General features: G+C 69.8%; 16 protein-coding genes and 1 tRNA gene. 8 read left to right on the top strand and 9 right to left on the bottom strand.

Going from position 1 to position 15,468, the window contains the following annotated elements; translation table 11 throughout:
• Positions 1-19: 19 nt before the first annotated feature.
• Both VFZ09_RS47075 and VFZ09_RS47070 read left to right on the top strand, forming a co-directional pair.
• Positions 20-484 (top strand): DUF4150 domain-containing protein, encoded by a 465-nt coding sequence (locus VFZ09_RS47075; protein ID WP_329734392.1) that lies wholly within the window; start codon positions 20-22, stop codon positions 482-484.
• 22 nt (positions 485-506) lie between these two features.
• On the top strand, positions 507-3,107 hold the full coding sequence (locus tag VFZ09_RS47070; protein ID WP_329734391.1) for a TIGR02270 family protein: 2,601 nt from the start codon (positions 507-509) through the stop codon (positions 3,105-3,107).
• 9 nt (positions 3,108-3,116) lie between these two features.
• On the opposite strand, the gene VFZ09_RS47065 is transcribed toward VFZ09_RS47070, so the two are convergent.
• The 5 genes from VFZ09_RS47065 to VFZ09_RS47045 all read right to left on the bottom strand — a co-directional run bounded on the left by VFZ09_RS47065 (position 3,117) and on the right by VFZ09_RS47045 (position 6,626).
• Positions 3,117-3,857 carry an Imm49 family immunity protein gene (locus VFZ09_RS47065; RefSeq protein ID WP_329734390.1) on the bottom strand — a complete coding sequence of 247 codons (741 nt, stop codon included), beginning with the start codon at positions 3,855-3,857 and terminating at the stop codon, positions 3,117-3,119.
• A 34-nt stretch (positions 3,858-3,891) separates the two neighbouring features.
• Positions 3,892-4,500, bottom strand: a complete 609-nt coding sequence (locus VFZ09_RS47060; protein ID WP_329734389.1) for an imm11 family protein — start codon at positions 4,498-4,500, stop codon at positions 3,892-3,894.
• A 17-nt stretch (positions 4,501-4,517) separates the two neighbouring features.
• Positions 4,518-5,201, bottom strand: a complete 684-nt coding sequence (locus VFZ09_RS47055; protein ID WP_329734388.1) for an AHH domain-containing protein — start codon at positions 5,199-5,201, stop codon at positions 4,518-4,520.
• Positions 5,202-5,218: 17 nt separating this feature from the next.
• Positions 5,219-5,785 (bottom strand): DUF6484 domain-containing protein, encoded by a 567-nt coding sequence (locus tag VFZ09_RS47050; protein WP_329734387.1) that lies wholly within the window; start codon positions 5,783-5,785, stop codon positions 5,219-5,221.
• A gap of 394 nt (positions 5,786-6,179) precedes the next feature.
• Positions 6,180-6,626 (bottom strand): hypothetical protein, encoded by a 447-nt coding sequence (locus VFZ09_RS47045; RefSeq protein ID WP_329734386.1) that lies wholly within the window; start codon positions 6,624-6,626, stop codon positions 6,180-6,182.
• A gap of 233 nt (positions 6,627-6,859) precedes the next feature.
• On the opposite strand from VFZ09_RS47045, the gene VFZ09_RS47040 reads away from it, so the two are divergent.
• The 4 genes from VFZ09_RS47040 (at position 6,860) to VFZ09_RS47025 (ending at position 9,435) form a co-directional block, all read left to right on the top strand.
• Positions 6,860-6,933, top strand: a tRNA-Ile gene (locus tag VFZ09_RS47040).
• Positions 6,934-7,026: 93 nt separating this feature from the next.
• On the top strand, positions 7,027-8,901 hold the full coding sequence (locus VFZ09_RS47035) for a PAS domain-containing sensor histidine kinase (protein WP_329734385.1): 1,875 nt from the start codon (positions 7,027-7,029) through the stop codon (positions 8,899-8,901).
• Positions 8,902-9,040: 139 nt separating this feature from the next.
• Entirely contained in the window at positions 9,041-9,280 is a 240-nt protein-coding gene (locus VFZ09_RS47030; RefSeq protein WP_329734384.1) for a ribbon-helix-helix domain-containing protein, read from the top strand.
• Complete coding sequence (locus tag VFZ09_RS47025) at positions 9,277-9,435, top strand: hypothetical protein (protein WP_329734383.1); 159 nt, start codon at positions 9,277-9,279, stop codon at positions 9,433-9,435. Before VFZ09_RS47030 ends, VFZ09_RS47025 begins: the two co-directional genes overlap by 4 nt.
• 109 nt (positions 9,436-9,544) lie before the next feature.
• Here VFZ09_RS47025 and VFZ09_RS47020 read toward each other — a convergent pair whose 3' ends face one another.
• Genes VFZ09_RS47020 through VFZ09_RS47005 form a run of 4 tightly spaced genes read right to left on the bottom strand, consistent with a single transcriptional unit; the run spans position 9,545 to position 11,715 of the window.
• Positions 9,545-10,579, bottom strand: a complete 1,035-nt coding sequence (locus tag VFZ09_RS47020; RefSeq protein ID WP_329734382.1) for a lysylphosphatidylglycerol synthase transmembrane domain-containing protein — start codon at positions 10,577-10,579, stop codon at positions 9,545-9,547.
• Between the two features lie 16 nt (positions 10,580-10,595).
• The gene (locus VFZ09_RS47015) at positions 10,596-11,333 is read right to left on the bottom strand and encodes a tyrosine-protein phosphatase (protein ID WP_329734381.1); all 738 of its coding nucleotides are present in this window, start codon (positions 11,331-11,333) and stop codon (positions 10,596-10,598) included.
• On the bottom strand, positions 11,330-11,536 hold the full coding sequence (locus tag VFZ09_RS47010) for a DNA gyrase inhibitor YacG (RefSeq protein WP_329734523.1): 207 nt from the start codon (positions 11,534-11,536) through the stop codon (positions 11,330-11,332). Before VFZ09_RS47010 ends, VFZ09_RS47015 begins: the two co-directional genes overlap by 4 nt.
• 47 nt (positions 11,537-11,583) lie before the next feature.
• Positions 11,584-11,715: a hypothetical protein gene (locus VFZ09_RS47005; RefSeq protein WP_329734380.1), complete on the bottom strand. Its 132-nt coding sequence runs from the start codon at positions 11,713-11,715 to the stop codon at positions 11,584-11,586.
• A gap of 79 nt (positions 11,716-11,794) precedes the next feature.
• Here VFZ09_RS47005 and VFZ09_RS47000 point away from each other — a divergent pair, with 79 nt between their 5' ends.
• Together VFZ09_RS47000 and VFZ09_RS46995 are read left to right on the top strand one after the other, a co-directional pair.
• Positions 11,795-12,781 carry an NAD(P)H-quinone oxidoreductase gene (locus VFZ09_RS47000; protein WP_329734379.1) on the top strand — a complete coding sequence of 329 codons (987 nt, stop codon included), beginning with the start codon at positions 11,795-11,797 and terminating at the stop codon, positions 12,779-12,781.
• 101 nt (positions 12,782-12,882) lie between these two features.
• On the top strand, positions 12,883-15,465 hold the full coding sequence (locus VFZ09_RS46995; protein WP_329734378.1) for a DEAD/DEAH box helicase: 2,583 nt from the start codon (positions 12,883-12,885) through the stop codon (positions 15,463-15,465).
• Positions 15,466-15,468: the final 3 nt, after the last annotated feature.

Below are 15,468 nucleotides of genomic sequence, written 5' to 3'. Positions count from 1 at the left end.
TTCCCTCTTGGAGGTGGACATGCCCGTCAACACTGGTGTCAACAAGATGTCCGTTGTGACCAAGGACAGTGGTGGCGTCACCACCGCGTTCCCGGACGTGTGCAAGACGCCCAGTCCGGCCGGGCCCGTGCCCATCCCTTACCCCAACGTGGCGCAATCCTCGGACACCGCGAAGGGCACCAAGAAGGTATCCGTGGCAGGCAACCCGGTGTGCGTGAAGGACTCGAACTTCAGCACCAGCACGGGTGATGAGGCAGGCACGGCCGGGGGCGGCGTGGCCTCCAGTAAAACCAAGGGCAAGGCCGAGTTCGTCAACTTCTCCTTCGACGTGAAGTTCGAGGGTAAGAACGTAGCGCGCGCCTTCGACCTCATGCTTCACAACGACAAGAACACGCCTCCCTTCCCGGTCATGCAGGGACCCATCATCGCCATGGGGAGTGGTGACACGAAGCCCAAGTGTCTCTGCTGCGAAGAGGACGTCTAGGCAGGTTGCCGGGAACGCGCTGATGCTCTCCATGGAAGCCCACCGCAGCACCGGCGCGTCCTCCGCGCCGCACGATGCCTCACCCCGAATGGACATGGCGCGGGACTTCCTCTCGGATGCCGCCTTCTTCTGGGTGCAGCGCGAGCAGGGACTGGTAGCTCCCGACTACACCCTTCAGGAGCTCCTGGAAGGCCCCGAGCAGCGGCTACTCGCCTGCCTTGACGCACTGGTGCTGGGTGGACCGACAGTCCATCGGAAGTTACTGCGGCCCGCCCTGGCTTCGGAGGAACTGGAGACAGTCGCCTGCGCATGCTCCGCCCTCCTCATGCAGGGCGGAGCGGAAGGGCTCGATGCCGTGCTCACCACGCTCTGTGTCGACGTGGAGCCGACGAGCCAGGGGGCGGCACGAGCCCTGGAACTCACCCGCCGCGTGGACGCGGTGTCTCGGCTGCACGCGCTCCTGAAGGATGACACTCCCGTAGTCCAGACCCGTGTGCTTGATATCCTCACGCAGTGGGAGACGGATCCCGCTCAAGACCTGGACGGGCTCCTCGCCGCGAGCGATGCACCGCTGGCCTGCGCGGTGCTGCGCGCCGCCCGCCGCTTTCCCGCGCGGCTGAGGGTCTCCTCGCTCGATCGCGCCCTCGGCTCGGACGTGCCGGAGGTGCGCAACACGGCGCTGGAGACAGCCTTTCTGCTGGGGCACCCCGGCGCGTGGAGCACCTGTGTCGAGGCCGTCCGCCGCCGGGGGCCGGGTTGGGGTGGGCCTGCGGCGCTGCTCGCGCTGGGCGGCGACCTCCAGGACGTCAACCTCCTCCTCCAGGCGCTGCCGGAACCAGCGCTGCGGCGGGACGCGCTCTGGGCCCTGGGGCTTAGCGGGCGCGTTGCCGCCGTGGGGCCGCTGCTTGAGGCCATGCGAGACGAGGCCGTCGCGCCCTTGGCTGCGGAGTCCTTCTGCGCCATCACCGGCCTGGCTCTCACCGGTGACCTTTCGGTGCCTCGCGAAGCCTGGACGCCGGATGCTCCCGAGGAGGAGGAACCTACGCCGCTCGGACCCGAGGCCGAACTCCCCCTCCCCGAGCCCCAGAGGGTGGAGAGCTGGTGGAAGCAGGCCCAGAGTCACTTCCCACCCCAGGGGCGCTACCTCGCCGGGAAACCCTTCGGGGCCGAGCCACTCCTCGAGGCCCTCACCGCTGGACCCATGCGCAGACGCGCGACGCTGGCGCTGGAACTGGCCGTGCGCACCCAGGGTGCCTGGCAGCTTTCCACCGGGACTTGGGCGCTGCGGCAATGGAAGGTGCTACAGTCCATGGGGCCTGCGGTACGTGGGAGGCTGGCCCTGGGCTCCTTCCGCGCGCTGCCGCGTACCCTCGCCGTCCCGGAGGCGTTGCCGATGAAGGACGAGCCGCTCTTTCCGCCGGTGTTCCGCCAGCGCCCTCCGCCTCCGGGTGCGCTCGCGGTGACAGGGCTGGGGCTGGTGTCGTCCCTGGGGGATGGTGTGGTGGGCAGTTGCGCGGCTGCACGGGTGGGCGTGGCCCGGCCGGGGGCGCTGGAGGGCACTTCGATCGTTGACGAGGACTCGGGCGAGGAGTTGCCGATAACGGGGCATGCCATCCCCCACCTCACGCAGGGCTTCAGCGGCGTGGGACGGCTGGTGCGGCTGGGCGTGGCGGCCCTGACGGACCTCGTACACCAGACCGGACTGACCGCGGGACCGCGTACCGGCCTCTTTCTCAACTTGCCGAGCGGCTTCCTCCTCGCCGCCGCGGAGCGTCATGCGCGTGAGGCCGCGAAGCGGGAGGCGGTCGCCTCCGGGCAAGAAGAGGACTCCGGGGAGGCAGAAGTCTCCGAAGAGGAGCCCCTGCTCGCGGAGGTACTGCGAGAGCAGTACTCACGGACGCTGCTGCCGCGGCTGCTCGCTCAGGCCGCCTTGCCGGGCGGTGTCTCGCAGGAGGAGCTCTTCTTCGGTGACTCCCCTGGCTTCGTCACCGCCTTGCGCGCGGCGGAGCGCGCGCTCAGGTCGGGCGCGGTGGAGCGATGCATCGTGGGCGGCATCGACAGCCTCGTCGAGCCAGAGTGGTTGGACGCGCTGGAGGAACTGCGGCTGCTGAAGACGCCCAATCGGCCAGTGGGACTGATGCCCGGAGAGTGTGCAGCCTTCGTGCTGGTGGAGAAGGCGAACGCGGCGGCCCTCCGAGGCGCATCTGTCCACGCGCACATCGACGCGATGGCCTCCGCCTCCGAGCCGACCCACATGTTCTCCGGCCAGACCCACCTGGGCGTCGCGCTGACGTCGGTGCTCGCTGAGGTGCTCGGGAGCCTGGAGGATCGAGGGCGGGAGACGGGCCTTGTCTTCGCAGACCTCGACGGCACGATGCAGCGGGCCCAGGACTGGGGCTACGCCCAGGTGAGGCTGGAGGGCTTCCCGCTGAGGGAACTGCCCACGTGGTACCCTGCGGACGCGTGGGGCGGCGTGGGCGCGGCAACGGGAGCCTTGGCCGTCTGCATGGCGTCACGAAGCTTCGCGCGGGGCCATGCACCGGCGTCCGGAATCCTGGCGTGGCTCTGGGGGTGGGCGGGGGAGCGGACTGCGCTTCACGTACGGGCGCCCACGGCGCGGTGAGGTGGAACGTCAGCGCCGGGCCAGGCCCGGCATCATCCGGTACTCAGGCTGCGTGCTCAGGCCGCGCTCCTCGGCCAGCCGCAGCAGGGCCAGTCCCTCGATGAAGACGTGGCGCTCGGTGTGGAAGCGTTGGGGATGGAGGGGTGGGCCTGCGTTCCGGAACTCTGCGTCGCGCTCGACGAGCAGATCCTCCAGGGCGGCATCGAATGCCTCCTGGTCCCGGTTGGAGAGCGACTCACACACGGCTAGCCGCGGGGAGCCACTGTCGCCGGAGCATTTCTGGAAGGCCGCGAGAGCCCGCTCCTCACCCGGGGACGGGGTCTTCGCGCCCGCGAGCAGGTGCTCGCGAAGGAAGTCGGCGTAGCGGAAGTCGTCCTCGAACTCCTCGTCCGCCACCCAGCGGTGCGGGGAATGCTGGGCGATGTCGCGGGCGAGGCCTATCTCACCAGCGGCGAGCGCGTCGAACAGGGGTTCCACCCGGCTGGCGCAGCGGAACCGGCTCGGCGCCGCCGGCTCCGGACTGCAGAGCAGCAACTCCCGGCGCGCCGTCGCGGACAGGCGCAGGTCATGGCGGAACGCCGGGACGTCGCCCTCCGCCAGCAACGCGCCGATGGCGGCAATGCGGCGATAGGTGGAGAGCCGGGTCAGCAGCTCCTCGCGCTGGAGAGACGTGAGAGGCTGGCGAAGGCCGTCCTCCAGCTCCTCGACCGCCGTGAGCGCGTTCTCGCGAATGACATCCATCTGGGGCATGGGGTGTCGCCTGTCCTCCGCGGACGCGGAGCGTCTACGAGCTGGCCCGCTTGCGGAACTCGGAGCCGTAATCGTCCAGATCCTGGAAGAACATCCCGGTGCAGTCCTCGTCCAGGATGGTCTGCCCCAGGTCTTCCCGGACGAGGATGAGCCGGGACCTCTCCGCCAGCCGGAAGAGCTTCGTGTCCTTGGGGATCTTCTTTTCCTGGAGCACCAGCCGACGGAAACGGTGCACCTGATCCTTGCTGATGGGGTCCATCGTGAAGTCGGACTTCTTGGCATCCATGCAGGCCACGGTGCCCAGCACGTTGGCGATGAAGTAGGGCGCGTCCAGCACCTTCTTGCGCGGTGTGCGCACACGCACCGGCAGGAACTCGATGGTGCCCTTTGCCGTCTCCCTGTCCAGGATGCCCTTGAGCTTCTCGGACACCACGAGCAGGGCGTAGCTATTGGGGATGCTGTCCGTCAGCTTGCTGCCCCGCTCCTTCGACAGGTCGAAGATGAGTCCCTCCGGAAACCAATCCTTGCAGGGCACTCCCTCATTCAGCAGATAGCCCTTTCCATCCAGTTCTTCCTTCCGGTACGAGTCCAGCCACGCGAAGGACTCGTCCTCGTCGTCATTCACCCAGGGGTAGTAGCTCACCGAAACAGGCTCCTCGTTCAGGGCTTCTTGCTCTTCGTGAGGCCCTTCTTCTTGGCGGCGGGCTTCTCGAACTTGTTGATGGGGATGGGACCGGCGGCCACCAGCATGTCCCAGTAGTCCTCCTGGAGCTTCATCAGCTTGTTCTTGAGATCCTCGGGAGGGTTCCACTCCTTGTGCTTCTTGTCCTTCGCCAGAGCCCTGTCCAGAGCGTTCTTGACATCATGCATATCCGCTTTGACCTGCTCGGAATAGTCCGGATGGCTGCCCTGGTGAAACGGCAGAAGATGGAACGCCGTGTCTTTCTCCCTGGCGGGGAGGAAGATGATGTTCTCCCCGTTGTTGATGTTGTAATCCACCCCCTGGAGCATCCGGAGTTGGTTGCTGTTGAAGAACTTGTCGGAGAACGCCTCTTCCGGAAGCATGTGGTGCCCCTGGTTGACATACGGGGACTGGCCGATCTGGAAGTTGTTCCCATACGTGAAGGTATAGCGCCGCGCGTGGGCCTTGCTGCCTGCCTTCACTCCCTTGTCACGGGCGCGCGTACCACGCGCCTGGAGCACGCCCTGGATGACATCGAGGTCTGCGTAGACGCTCTTTCGACCCCCATTGCCCTTGATGTGCTTGTGGCCCTTGTCCCGGTAGTCGCGAGAGCGCTTGAGCCGTGCCTTCAGTTTGCCCCCGCCAGAGAGGTGCTGTCCCATGCGTGCCTCCGTAGGACTCAGTTCAACTCGATTTTACCACCACGGATGAGTTGGAGCCCGGAAGCGCGGCTCTCCACCCGGACGCCCCGCAGGAGGATGGTGCCGTCCCTGCGCAGCGTGATGCTCGCCTCGCCCACCTGAAGAACGAGCTCCCGCTGCGCGCCCAGTACCAAGCGTTCCTCCGGCGCGGAGTTTTTTGCCCTGGCTGCCGTGGCAGGCGCGGGTTCAGCGGGTGCGGGAGTCTCGGGCCCCCCGGGCCGGGTCGCCTCCTCCAGGAGTTGGTCCAGCAGCGAAGGAGTATCAGAGTCCTGCGCCATGGCGACAAGCAGGGGCCGCGCCGGATCACCCTCCTCGAAGAGCAGTACGGCCTGCCGCTGCTCCCCTGCGGCCTCGCGGAGCTGTGCCACGTCGAGCGCTACGAAACTCCGAGCCGGAACCGCCCCGGGACAGCCGTCGAACTGCACCAAGGGCAGGCCCTCCAGGCTCACGCCGACAAGTCGACCGACGCGCGCTCCGAGGATGGGTTGCTGCGACTCGGAACGGGCGACCTTGTCAGGAGTGCTGCAATCGTCAGGTGAAGACATGGGAAACCTCAGCGACACGGTGGAGCCCATTGTCTCAATAGCCGGGCTGGATGACGAGCCGCCACCTGAGCGGCTGTGTAGCAGTTGCTGCCAACATCCTCGTGCCCCCCCTGTCGCCCCCCTCTCTGTACACGAGCCTGCCGCGATGGCAGCAGCGAGAGAAGAGCCGAAGGAAGAATGAGAGAACGCAGTATTCCCGCCTTACGGCATGACGGGACGAATTGTCCGATGCGCCGCGTCCTACCGTGCTCGATGGTGGCCGCGATGCGCGTCAGCGGCACGCCCCCGTCCACCGGACGCATCTCGGTGCCACACTCGGCGGCCCAGGTGACGAAGGAGTGGCGCAGCTCGCCCATACGTAGCGGCTCCAGTCCCACGGACTTCGCCGCGCGCCTCACCACCTGTCGAATCCACCAGTCCGCCGGAGCCGAGCCCCTGGCCCGGAGGCGCATGGCCGCCGCGAGGGCATGGGCATCCACGAACTGGACGTGGACCCGCCCCGGGCGGTGGTGAGCACCGCCTCCTCCTCGCGGAGCCAGGAGCAGAACGCCTTGATGGCCGCGATCCGGTGCCGCCTGGCCGGGATGTCCCCCGCTTCCGCGTCGAACCAGCCGTTGAGTGCCTGCTTGAGGTCCTGGAGACGAAGCTGCCGCAGGTCCTTCCCGTAGAGCACCTCGGCCCACTGGGCGAGGTAGTGGAGGACGTTCTTCCGGTGCCGCTCGGTGCGACCCTGGCTCTTCAGGTAGCCGAGGAACCTCTCCACGGTGGGAAGGTCCAGGAGGACCGGCGCGTTGCCCGGTGTGGTCTCCTCAGCGGCCTTGGCCTCCTGGGCACGGGCCACGTAGGCGGCCGGGTCCCTCCGGAAGAGCGCCAGTTCGGCGAGCGCATCCTTCTCGTTGCCCGCCGAGAGCCTTGTGGTATAGAGCCGCCCGTGGACCTGCTTTTCGAGGACCTACACGGTGTCGCCCTGCTTGTTCACGTAGGTGCGTAAGTCAGTACGAAGTTGCGCATCGACTGGAGGGGCGGTAGAAAGCAGTCGAAGTTCCGCAGTAAAAGCAGCCGGTTGCACCATTTGGCCAGGTAGCTCACCTGGTTAGAGCGGCGGTCTCATAATCCGCAGGTAGTCGGTTCAAGTCCGACCCTGGCCAAGGCTCCGTCTCCGGGTTCACTCGGAGACGGGGCTTTTTTTCTGCCCGCTCCCCCGTGAACTCCGGCCGACGTGAGAGGTCCCCCTCTCGTCCATGTCGTCCGACTTCGACTCCGACTCCCGCCCCGCGGCCCCCGGCCCCGAGACGCCCCACCTCCACGAGGAGCGCCTGCGTCTGGCCGTCGAGGCCACCGGCCTGGGCACCTGGGACCTCGATCCCCTCACCGGCACCCTGCTCTGGGACGAGCGCTGCAAGGCCCTCTTCGGCGTCCCCCCGGATTCCTCCCCCCTCGACTACGACACCTTCCTCTCCCTCGTGCACCCCGAGGACCGCGAGCACGTCCACCAGGTCGTCCAGCGGGCCCTGGCTCCCTCCGGCAGCGGCTCCTACCGGCTCGACTACCGCTCCGTGAGCCCTCGGGACGGCACCATCCGGTGGCTGTCCACCTCCGGCCGGGCCCTCTTCGACTCGACGGGCCGCGCGGTGCGCTTCCTCGGCACCGTGCTCGACATCACCGAGCGCGTCCTCGAGCGCGAGGCCGCCGAGCGCGAGAAGCACCGCGTCGCCACCCTCCTGGAGAACATCTCCGAGTCCTTCGAGGCCTTCGACCGCGACTGGCGCTTCATCTACGTCAACCGCGAGGCCGAGCGGCTCCTGGGCAGGCCTCGCGAGGAGCTGCTCGGCCGCTCCCACTGGGAGGTCTACCCCGACCTCGTGGGCACCCCCGTGGAGCACCACTTCCGCCGCGCCGCCGCCGAGCGCATCCCCCTCTCCTTCGAGAACCACTACGCCCCCTGGGATCGCTGGTTCGAGATCCACGTCTACCCCACCGACGAAGGCATCGCCGTCCTCTTCCAGGATGTCACCGGCCGCAAGCGCCGCGACGAGGAGCGCGAGCGGCTGCTGCGAGAGCAGACCCACCTGCGCGAACAGGCCGAGCAGGCCCTGCGCGAGCGCCAGCGCGCGGTGGAGGTGCTGGAGCACGGCGAGGCCCTCGTCGTCCTCGACAAGGACTTCCGCATCGTCCTCGTGAACGAGCACCAGGAGCGCCTCTCCCGCACGCGGCGCGAGGACACGCTCGGACGGAACATCTGGGAGGTGTTCCCCCCGCTCGCCCACCCCGGCTCCAGCTACCGGCGCGCGTTCCGCCAGGTCATGGAGCAGCACGTGCCGGTGCAGTTCGAGGAGTACTACCCGCCCCTGGACCTCTGGGTGGGCATGAGCGTCCATCCCACCAGCGAGGGGGGACTCGCCGTCTTCTTCCGGGACATCACCGAGCGCAAGCGCGCCGAGCAGTTCCGCGAGCGGCTCATGGGCATCGTCAGCCATGATCTGCGCAGCCCCCTCCACGGCATCTCCCTCACCACCGAGCAGCTGTTGCGCCACGAGGACGTCTCCAGGACCGTGCTCGCCGGGGTGCAGCGCATCGCCCGGAGCGCCGAGCGCATGGCGCGGATGATCACCGACCTGCTCGACTTCACCCGCGCCCGGCTCGGTGGCGGCATTCCCCTGCAACGCCGGCCCTGTCAGCTCGTGGACCTGGTGCGCGCCACGCTCGAGGAGCTCGAGGTGCAGCACCCCGGCCGCACCGTGCTCTCCCATGCGCCCGGCCCGTACACCGGGGAGTGGGACCCGGACCGGCTCACCCAGGTCGTCTCCAACCTCGTGGACAATGCGCTCCAGCACGGCGCCCGCGACACGCCGGTGGAGGTGCGCCTGGGCCACGAGGACGCCACGTTCGTCCTCACCGTGCACAACCAGGGGCCTCCCATCCCCGAGGCCCTGCTGCCCCATGTCTTCGATCCCTTCCGCCGCGCCAACCACCCCTCGCGGCAGGGACTCGGACTGGGCCTCTACATCGTGCAGCAGCTCGTCCTCGCCCACGGCGGCTCCATCACCGTGAGCTCCCAGGTGGACTCGGGCACCACCTTCACCGTGCGCCTGCCCCGCCACGCTCCCACGCCCTGACGCGGGCACGGGCCCACCGCCTCGGGCGCGTCAAGCATTCGTGCCGCCGGGGTGGTTTTTTTGACGGCTTCCCCGCCTGCCCTCCTAATGCGCCCACAGGCCGGTAGTGGCCTGTAGCAGCCCCGAGGAGGTAGTTCCGATGCAGGATGCCAGCGCCAGCCCGATGAGCTCCGAGGTCACCCCGGCCTCCGCCGACTCGAACGGCCCCGATGCCGCCGAGGCCGTGGTCTCCACCCACGTGCTCGTCCCCATCGAGCAGGTCCACAAGCTGCGCGAGCTCGCCCGCCGCACCCGCATCCACCAGAGCGAGTACCTGCGCGAGGCCGTGGAGGATCTGCTCGCCAAGTACGGCAAGGCCCACTCCGGGGGCGAGCTGTGAGGACGGCCCTGCCCCTCCAGGCCCGCACTCCCGCCCTCTCCCGCGAGAAGGCTCCTCCTGCCGTGGACACCCGCGGCTTCGGCACCCGCGGCTCCTCCGAGCGCCCCCCCTCCATCCGCGAGGCCATCATCCGCTGGCTCAACGAGGAGCTGTGACGGGACGGGGGTGCTTCACGGTGGGGGAACCCGGGGCACTCGATACCCTCACCCCGTCCCTCTCCCGAGGGGAGAGGGGAAATGGGCGGAGTGGAGTGGGGCAAGTGGCTCAGGCGGACGGTAACGAGGCCTGCTGCCCTTCCTTGTCCAGCTTGCCGGCCAGCTCCTTGAAGGACAGGTGCCCCAGCGACATCAGCACCACCCCGAAGCCCACCTGCTGCACCGTCTGGCACAGCCACAGCACGTTCGCGTACGCCATCCCGTCCCCGTTCACCACCGAGGCCGGCAGGAAGAGCGACAGCCCCACGCTGATCGCCGCCTGGAACGTGCCCACCATCCCCGGGGCCGCCGGAATCATCACGCCCACCACCAGCACCGACATCACCACGTACGCCTGGAACAGCGTCAGGCTCGTCGGGCCGAACGCCCTCGACAGCAACGCCATCCCCGCCCCGTTCAGCCCCCAGTACACCACCGTGTACAGGAAGAAGAGCCCCATCTGGCGCCGGTCCGGCAACTGCCGCATCGCCCCCACGAAGGTGTCCACGATGTCCGCCATCTTGTGCGCCACGCCCGGCGCCACCCGGCCCACCGTGGAGCGCACCAGCCCCACCGCCGTCGCCTGGTGCTTCAGCGCGAAGAGCAGGAACAGCAGCCCGCCGCCGAACACCGCGAACATCAGGTTCGCCCCCAGCTTCACGTAGCGGACCTCGGGCACCTCCGCCGGCACGAAGAAGAGCAGCACCCGCATCAGCACCGCGATGGACATGCCGTCCGTGATGCGCTCGAGCACCACCGACGTCATCGCCGCGCTCCGGCGGATGGAGCTGCGCTGCGCGATGAGCAACGGCCGCGCGAACTCGCCCAACCGGAACGGCAGCACCAGCAACATCATGAAGCCGATGCCCGACGCCTCGTTCAGTTGGCGGAACGGCACCCGCTCCATGCCCGACAGCAGGCAGCCCCACCGCAGCGTCCGCGACAGGTGCACCAGCGTCAGGATGACGAAGTACGGCAACACCCACAGGTAGTTGGCCGACTTCAGGCTGGCCATCTGCGAGTCCCAGTTCGTGTGCCGGAAGGCCCACCAGGAGCAGACGAGGGTGACGAGCAGGCTGGCGATCAGTTTGACGGCGCGATTCACGTCGGCCCGTATACCCTCACCCCACCCCGGACTCCAGGGGTTCCCCCGCCAGCAAGCGGCCCGGCGAGGTGGCCATCAGCCGCGTGAAGGCCCGCTCCCCCACCCTGCTCCGCAGCTCCCCCAGCGCCTTTCCCACCCACTCCCGCGCGCCCACCGGCCCGTGCAGATCCGTCGCCCCCAGGGCGTACAGCCCCTCCTCCAGGAAGCTCCGCGCCAGCTTCCTCGCCGTCCCCCCGTACCGCCCCGTCAGCGCCCCCACGTCCAGCTGCAGCAGCGCCCCGGCCCGCCCCGCCTCCGCCGCCCGGCCCGGACGCTCGAACTCCAGGCTCCGCTCCGGGTGCGCCAGCACCGGCGTCACCCCCTTCAGGCGGATGCGGAAGAGGATGTCCGTCAACGTGGGCACCGGTGAGGTGTAGGGCAGCTCCACCAGCACGTACCGCCCCGCCCCCAGCAGCCGCGCCTCCGGCGTGCCCAGCCCCCGGAGGAAGGCCTCATCCAGGAAGTTCTCCGCGTTCGTCCCCAGCGCCAGCTTCACCCCCGCGCGCGCCAGCGCCTCGCGCAGCTCCGCCAGCCGCTCCTCCACCACCTGCCGCGCGTGCGAGGGGTACTCGGGCCGTGCGTGCGGGCTGGGCGCCACCGTGGTGAAGCCCAGGTCCACCAGCGCCCGCGCCATCTCCACCGCGTCCTCCAACGTGCGCGCCCCGTCATCCACCCCCGGCACCAGGTGGCAGTGCAGGTCGCACAGCCCGCTCACGCGTCGCCGCCCCGCTCCGGATGCTGCTCGGCCGGCAGCTCGTCCTCCTGCTCGTCCGCCTGCCGGTCCGGCACCCGGTACTCCTCTCCCAGCCAGCGCCCCAGGTCCACCATGCGGCAGCGCTTGGAGCAGAAAGGAAACGCCGGGTTCTCGGCTCGCGGGGCGACCGGCTTCCGGCAGACGGAACACTCTTTGAGGTTCATGGACACGCCGTACTCATAAACCCCGGTGCCCGCTCGGGCCAGCGCGTTCACGGCCCCCTCCCCGCCAGCCAGGGCGCTCCCTCCAGGAAGGTGTCCAGCCCCTGATGCAGACCGGGCGCGCGCTGGGACGCGTCGAGCTGCCCGGTGCTCGAGGACTCCAGGTAGTCGCCCCAGAACACCTCGAAGAGCTTGCGGGTGGGGGGCCGGGAGCATCCGTGCTTGACTGCCCCGGTTCAACGACCTCCCAGGTGCTCTCCCATGCAGGTGCTCCGCATCACCCGTCCCGGCGGTCCCGAGGTGCTCGACTTCGAGGAGCGTCCCGCCCCCACTCCCGGCCCCTCGGATCTCCTCGTGCGCGTGCGCGCCACCGCGCTCAACCGCGCCGATCTCCTGCAGATCCGCGGCGGCTACCCCGCCCCTCCCGGCGTCCCCTCCGACGTCCCCGGCCTCGAGTATGCCGGCGAGGTGATCGCCACCGGCCCGCTCGCCCGCCGCTTCAAGCCCGGTGACCGCGTGATGGGGCTCGTGGGCGGAGGTGCCTTCGCCGAGCAGCTCATCACCCACGAGCGCGAGGCCCTCCCCCTGCCGGAAAACCTCGACTTCGCCCCGGCCGCCGCGCTCCCCGAGGCCTACCTCACCGCCTTCGACGCGCTCGTGCTCCAGGGCGGCCTGCGCATGGGCGAGTCCGTGCTCATCCATGCCGTCGCCAGCGGCGTGGGCTCCGCCGCCGCGCAGATCTGCCGCGCCCTCGGGGCCCGGAGCCTGGGGACGGGGCGCAACGCGGAGAAGCTCTCCCGCGCCCCCGCCTGGGGCGTGGAGAAGACGGTGCTGTGTGAGGCCCCTCCCCGCTTCGCGGAGGCCATCCGGGAAGCCACCGGGGGACGCGGGGTGGACCTGGCGTTGGAGCTCGTCGGCGGGGACTACCTCCCGGAGACGCTCCGGGCCATGGCGCCCCAGGGCCGCGTCCTGCTCGTGGGGCTCGTCGCCGGCCGGCAGGCGCCCGTGGACCTGGACGTCCTCCTCACCCGGCGGCTGCGCGTCACCGGCACCGTGCTCCGCAGCCGGCCTCCCGAGGAGAAGATGGCGCTCGCCCAGGCCGCCGAGCGCAGCCTGCTTCCCCTCTTCCGCGCCGGGACGCTCACCCCCGTGGTCGACGCCGTCTACCCCATGCGCGAGGCCCGTGAGGCCCTCGCCCGCATGGCCAGCAACGACACCGTGGGCAAGCTCGTCCTCCGCTGGGAGTGACGCGGCGCCCGGGCCTCAAGCGGTCAATCGTTGACGGGGAACCCGCGCGCGGTGGCATCGCCCCCTTCCCCGAGGCGCTCCGCCGTGCGTGAGTAGGCGGCGTGCGCACGCCGATCGACCGCCACCTGCCGCCCGACCATGACGCCTTCGTCTCCGCCAAGCCCCCCACGGGCCGCGTCATCGTCATCGCCCCCACGCGCGCGGCGTGCGAGACGATCGAGCTCGCGCTCGGACTGAGCCTCGAAACCTGGCTCGAGAAGCACCACGGGCCCCGGGTGCGCGAGCTGGCGCGCTCCGGAGAGGGCTTTGGCATCGTGGCCGGGACCGGCACCGGAAAGACGCTCGCCATCCGGCTCATCGCGGAGGAGATCGTCGGCCAGGGAGGCTCGGCCCCGCTCCGCGTTGGCGTGGTGAACCGCGAGCGCGAGGCCACCCCCGAGACGCCCTCCTGGAACGTCATCATCGTGACGACCGGCATCGCGCGGCGCTGGTTCCAGAGCGGCGACATCCTTGCGCACGACACGCTCGTCATCGACGAAATCCACCAGACGTCCGCGGAGCTCGAGCTCTGCCTCGCGCTCGGCAAGCGCGTGGGCTGCCGCTTCATCTGGCTCTCCGCCACCGTCGACCCGGCGCTCTACGCGCGCTACCTCGGCAGCGCCGACGTGCTCCAGGTGCAAGCGTTCGATCCGAAGAAGGTGGCCACCGTCGTGGTCGAGAACAGGCCTCCCCTCGCCTTCCTGGACGAGGCGTTCCTGCGCACCGTGGAGAAGGAGCAACGCGGAGTGGGCGTCTTCCTCCCCACGCGGGCGGCCGTCGAGCAGGCGGCCCTGTACGTCCGCCACCGCTGGCCCGGCATCCACACGGCGCACTACCACGGCGGCGAGCCCATCCGCGCCATCCGTCCCTTCCTCGAGGGAACGGCGCCCCGGCCCTACCTGCTCGCCATGACGGCCGCGGGACAGAGCGCCCTCAACGTGCCGGGGCTCGACACCATCGTCATCGACGACACGCGCTTCGCCAATCTCGTCGAGCGCGGACGCAACGTGCTCACGCGCCTCCACCTCGGCAACAACGAGCTGCTCCAGATGGCCGGACGCGTGCACGGCCGCGTGGAGGGCGGGCGCATCTTCATCCTCAGCAACCGCGACATCGACTTCTTCGCGCTCCGCCCGACCGGGCCCGAGTTCCAGCTCGCCGGAGACCCGGAGCGCGTGGCGCTCACCGCCGCCGCGCTCGGGGTGCGGGCCGACACGTTGGATCTCCCCGTGCCGCTCGACCGCGCCGCCTACCAGCGCGTGCTCCAACGGCTGCGGGAGCGCAACATCATCGACGCGCAGGGACGGCTCTCGTCCTACGGCCGCGCGGTCGAGGCGCTCCCGGTGGAGCGCGCCTGGGCGGAGCTGATCGTCAACGCCGAGGACGCGCTGCTCCCCTACCTGGCCGTGTGCAGCGCCATCGAGTCGCTCCACCGCATGACGCGCGAGGAGCGCGACCTGGAGGGAGTGCTCGCCCCCGGGAGCGATCACCTCACCGCCTACAACCTCTACGCCGACGCGTACCGCGAGGCGGGATACATCGGAGAGGTGTACGGGCTCCCGCGCCACCTGTTCCACGCGGAGCAGCTGGAGCGCTGGGCCGAGCGGCGCGGCGTGCTGGTGAAAGCGCTCGAGGACGCGGCGCTGGTGATGGCGGGCGTCTACCGGAGCCTGCGCCTCGACCTGCCCGAGCAGCTCCCCCTCGTCGAGGCGCCCGTGTACCGCCGCTTCGCCGACCTGCTCGCGTGCTTCATGCCCTTCGATCTGACCCTCGACGAGCGGACGGCCTCGGGCGAGCAGGCCCGCGTCTCGAAGACGAGCGTGTGCGGAAGCTGGGGCGCGGTGGCGGGGCCGCTCCGCTACTTCGCCGACCGCCATGGCAATCCGCATGCGGCCATCGAGGGCACGCACCTCCCGCTCGACGTGCTGAAGAAGTACGCGCGCCGCACCGAGGCCGGGATCGCCTACGACACGCGGTACATGTCGCTCGTGCGCGAGTGGCACGTGGAGTACGCCGGCTTCGAGCTGGAGAGCGAGGCCGAGGTGCTCCCCGCCTGGGGGCCGGACCAGGCCGGCCGGGCCCGGCACGCGCTCGCGGAGGCACTGGCACGCGGCGAGGCGGAGCACCCGGCGGTGCGCCACAACCAACCCGCCATCGACGAGGTGCGCGAGCTGTGGCGCCGCTCGGGTGGACGCACGGCGAAGCTCGGGGTGCCCGAGCTCACCGCCCTCTACGAGGCCCGGCTCGAGGGCGTCACCTCGATGGAGGAGTTCCTCGCGCGCCCGCTGGCGCTCGACCTGGACGCGCTGGTGCCGCCCGGGACCCGTGAGCAGCTCCTGTCCCTGCCAGACGCGGTGTTCATCCGCGACCGCGAGGTGCCGCTGGCCTACGAAGTGGAGGAGGACGAGACGGAAGAGCCCTTCGGGGTGGTCCGGCTCGATCTCCCGGAGAAGCTCGCACGTACGCTCGTGGAGGAGGAGCTTCCGTTGCTCGACCGGCCCATGCGCTTCGTCGTGGGCCGGGGCCGGCGCGGCGCCTTGCGTGCCGACTCGCTGCTCGACCTGCAGGAGCTGCTCGACATGCCGTGGATGCCCGACGAGCTCGAGGAGGCACGAGGCAGGGGGCCCCGGCGCCCGAAGCGCTGAGCC

Source organism: Archangium sp. (assembly GCF_036277355.1).
Lineage (GTDB): Bacteria > Myxococcota > Myxococcia > Myxococcales > Myxococcaceae > Archangium.
This window is presented reverse-complemented; position numbering and strand designations above follow the sequence as displayed.

Bases quoted from the DNA above. Each gene is read 5' to 3' on its own strand.
- VFZ09_RS47075 (WP_329734392.1), top strand. From the start codon at position 20: ATGCCCGTCAACACTGGTGTCAACAAGATGTCCGTTGTGACCAAGGAC.
- VFZ09_RS47070 (WP_329734391.1), top strand. From the start codon at position 507: ATGCTCTCCATGGAAGCCCACCGCAGCACCGGCGCGTCCTCCGCGCCG.
- VFZ09_RS47065 (WP_329734390.1), bottom strand. From the start codon at position 3,857: ATGCCCCAGATGGATGTCATTCGCGAGAACGCGCTCACGGCGGTCGAG.
- VFZ09_RS47055 (WP_329734388.1), bottom strand. From the start codon at position 5,201: ATGGGACAGCACCTCTCTGGCGGGGGCAAACTGAAGGCACGGCTCAAG.
- VFZ09_RS47050 (WP_329734387.1), bottom strand. From the start codon at position 5,785: ATGTCTTCACCTGACGATTGCAGCACTCCTGACAAGGTCGCCCGTTCC.
- VFZ09_RS47035 (WP_329734385.1), top strand. From the start codon at position 7,027: ATGTCGTCCGACTTCGACTCCGACTCCCGCCCCGCGGCCCCCGGCCCC.
- VFZ09_RS47030 (WP_329734384.1), top strand. From the start codon at position 9,041: ATGCAGGATGCCAGCGCCAGCCCGATGAGCTCCGAGGTCACCCCGGCC.
- VFZ09_RS47010 (WP_329734523.1), bottom strand. From the start codon at position 11,536: ATGAACCTCAAAGAGTGTTCCGTCTGCCGGAAGCCGGTCGCCCCGCGA.
- VFZ09_RS47000 (WP_329734379.1), top strand. From the start codon at position 11,795: ATGCAGGTGCTCCGCATCACCCGTCCCGGCGGTCCCGAGGTGCTCGAC.